Annotated in this window: 3 protein-coding genes and 1 pseudogene; 2 read left to right on the top strand and 2 right to left on the bottom strand. The window is 71.1% G+C overall.

From position 1 onward, the window contains the following. A partial coding sequence (locus G6020_RS12910) for a DUF3515 domain-containing protein (protein ID WP_182610896.1) occupies positions 1 to 448 on the top strand: 448 nt, incomplete at its 5' end. Positions 449 to 458: 10 nt separating this feature from the next. Here G6020_RS12910 and G6020_RS12915 read toward each other — a convergent pair. Continuing rightward, entirely contained in the window at positions 459 to 1565 is a 1107-nt protein-coding gene (locus tag G6020_RS12915) for a D-alanine--D-alanine ligase (protein ID WP_182610897.1), read from the bottom strand. Between the two features lie 10 nt (positions 1566 to 1575). After that, the gene (locus tag G6020_RS12920; protein ID WP_179525497.1) at positions 1576 to 2574 is read right to left on the bottom strand and encodes an NAD(P)H-dependent glycerol-3-phosphate dehydrogenase; all 999 of its coding nucleotides are present in this window, start codon (positions 2572 to 2574) and stop codon (positions 1576 to 1578) included. Positions 2575 to 2682: 108 nt separating this feature from the next. Here G6020_RS12920 and G6020_RS12925 point away from each other — a divergent pair. Continuing rightward, positions 2683 to 2890, top strand: a pseudogene (locus tag G6020_RS12925) (2-phospho-L-lactate guanylyltransferase); the annotation flags it as partial.

Raw genomic sequence — 2890 nt, forward strand, 5'->3', positions numbered from 1 at the left:
GGCAGCCGAGTCCGCCGCGAGCGAGCCCGTGACCGCGGTGACCATCCCGGCCCCCGGAGCCGATTCCGAGGTGTGCCTGTCGCTGGTCGAGTCCCTCCCGGACACCCTCGGTGAGGCGAACCGGGTCGCGTTCGTCGAGCCCGCCCCGCCGGGTGCCGCGGCGTACCGGCTGCCCGACGCCCAGACCGTCGTCGTCCGCTGCGGCCTCCCGGCCCCGCCGACCTTCACCGTCGGGGTGTCGCTCCAGGAGGTCAACGGCGTCCAGTGGTTCAACGAACCGGACCCGGACCCCGCAGTGACGTCGTCCACCTGGGTCGCCGTCGACCGACCGGAGTACATCGCGGTCACTCTCCCCGCGACCGGCGGTACGGGTCCGATCCAGGATCTCTCGGACGCCCTCTCCGCCGGTCTCGAGGCCGTCGAACCGCGGCCCGCTCCGATCGGGTGACCCCCCGGGGTCAGCAGCCGGCGAGCGCGGTCCGCACCAGAGTGTCGAGCAGGGTCCGGTAGTCGACGCCGGAGGCCGCCCACATCTGCGGGTACATCGAGATCGGGGTGAACCCCGGCATGGTGTTGACCTCGTTGATCACCGGTCCGTGCTCGGTGACGAAGAAGTCGACCCGGCTCAGTCCACGGGCGTCCAGGGCGTGGAACGCCTCGACGGCCAGCGTGCGCAATCGGTCGGTGTCCGCGGTGGGGAGCAGCGCGGGTAGGTCGAACGTGCAGACGTCGTCGAGGTACTTGGTGTCGAAGTCGTAGAAGGAGTCGCCCTCGGTCTCACCCTCCAGACCGGTCGGCTCACCGGGGATGTGGAGTTCGGCGGGCAGGCTCGCCTCCACCCGACCGTCCGGGTACTGCAGGACACCACATTCGACCTCGCGGCCCACGATGGCGGCCTCGACGATCACCTTGGGGTCGAACCGGCGGGCCTCGGCGATCGCCGCGTCGAGGTCTCCCGCGCGGGAGACCTTGGTGATCCCGATGGACGAGCCACCGCGGGCGGGCTTGACGAACAACGGGAACCCGAGCCGGTCGAGTTCCGTCTGCGGCAGCGTCGCGATCCCGGGACGCAGCACCACCTGCTCACCGATCGGCAGACCCGCCGCACCCAGCACGACCTTGGTGAACTCCTTGTCCATGCCGGCCGCACTGGCGAACACCCCCGGACCCACGTAGGGGATCCCCGAGAGTTCGAGGAGTCCCTGGACGGTGCCGTCCTCCGCGTGGGTGCCGTGCATGACGGGGAAGACCACGTCCACGCGGGCGGCCTGCTCACCGGCCCGCTCCCCGTCCACGTACCGCAGGACCCCGCGGTCACCGGTGGACAGTCCCAGCGCCACCTGTGGTCGCCCCGGGTCGACCTCCGGCATGACGCGGTCGACGATCCGCAGGCCCGACACGTCGTCGGGACCCAGGGTCCACCGCCCCGATCCGGTGATCCCGACGGGGATCACCTCGTAGACGGATCGGTCGAGATGTGCCATGACGGCGCCGGCGGACACGCAGCTCACGGAGTGCTCCGTGCTGCGGCCGCCGTAGAGGACGGCAACGGTGATGCGATTCACCGGGCCGAGGCTACTCGGGCTTGGTGCTCCGTCTCATGAGGCGCACCGCCACCTCGACGGCGTCACCACCCTCGTGGCAGATCTCGTGGACGGCCTCGGTGAGCGGCATCTCGACCCCGACCTGTCGGGCGAGCGCACGGATCGAGGTGCAGGACTTGACCCCCTCCGCGACCTGTCCGTTGGTGGCCTCCTGGGCCTGCTCCAGGGTTTCGCCCTTGCCCAGCCGTTCACCGAAGGTCCGGTTGCGGGACAGGGGCGAGGTGCAGGTGGCGACGAGGTCGCCGAGCCCCGCGAGTCCGGCGAAGGTCATCTGGTTGGCGCCGAGCGCCACCCCGAGCCTCGTCGACTCCGCCAACCCACGGGTGACGAGCGTGGCCATGGTGTTGTCACCCAGGCCCATCCCGGTGGCGATGCCACACACCAGAGCGATGACGTTCTTGGTGGAGCCTCCGATCTCGCACCCCACCACATCGGTGTTGGTGTAGGGACGGAAGTAGGGGGTGGAGAACGCGTCCTGCAGGCGGGCCGCCCGGTCGACGTCCGTACAGGCGATCACCGTCGCCGCAGGCTGACCCTCGGCGATCTCCCGCGCGAGGTTGGGGCCGGACAACGCGGCGATCCTGTCCCCCGTCAACCCGGTGACCTCGGCGACGACCTCGCTGATGCGCATCAGCGACCCGGTCTCGATCCCCTTCGCCAGGGAGATCACCCCGGCGTCCGACTCGAGGAGGTCGACCCATTTCTCCAGGTTCCCCCTCAGGCTCTGCGACGGGACGGCCAGGACGACCTCGTGGGAGCCCGCGAGCACCTCGGCCGGGTCCGTCGAGGCGGTCACCGTCGCGGGCAGGACGATGCCCGGCAGGTACTTCTCGTTACAGTGCCGCTCGTTGATCCCGTCGGCCACCTCGTCCCGGCGGGCCCACATGACCACCTCCGACCCCGCGTCCGCGAGCACCTTGCCGACGGCGGTCCCCCACGACCCCGCACCCATCACCGCGACCCGCGCCATTTCGCCTCCCGGCTCGTCGTCCCCCACCCGGGCCATCGCCGGTGGATCGTGTGCAAACGCTACCCGGCCCGGCGCGCTCGCGAGGGTCTGCTGGCAGGATGGCGGTCGATGAGTACGGTGTCGGGTCACGGGGCGACTGACGGCGGGTGGACGATAGTCGTCCCCGTCAAGGCCCTCGACCGCGCCAAGAGCCGCCTCGCCCGCGCTCTGCCCGCGTCCGACAGGCGGGCCCTCGCCCTCGCGATGGCCGCGGACGTGCTCCGCACCTGCGTCGCGACGCCCGGTGTCTCCCGGGTGCGGGTGGTGACCTCGGACC

It is taken from the genome of Dietzia sp. B19, assembly GCF_014145155.1.
Classification (GTDB): domain Bacteria; phylum Actinomycetota; class Actinomycetes; order Mycobacteriales; family Mycobacteriaceae; genus Dietzia; species Dietzia natronolimnaea.

What these genes read in the sequence shown, in the direction of transcription:
- G6020_RS12920 (WP_179525497.1), bottom strand. Translation starts at nt 2,574, where the DNA reads ATGGCGCGGGTCGCGGTGATGGGTGCGGGGTCGTGGGGGACCGCCGTC.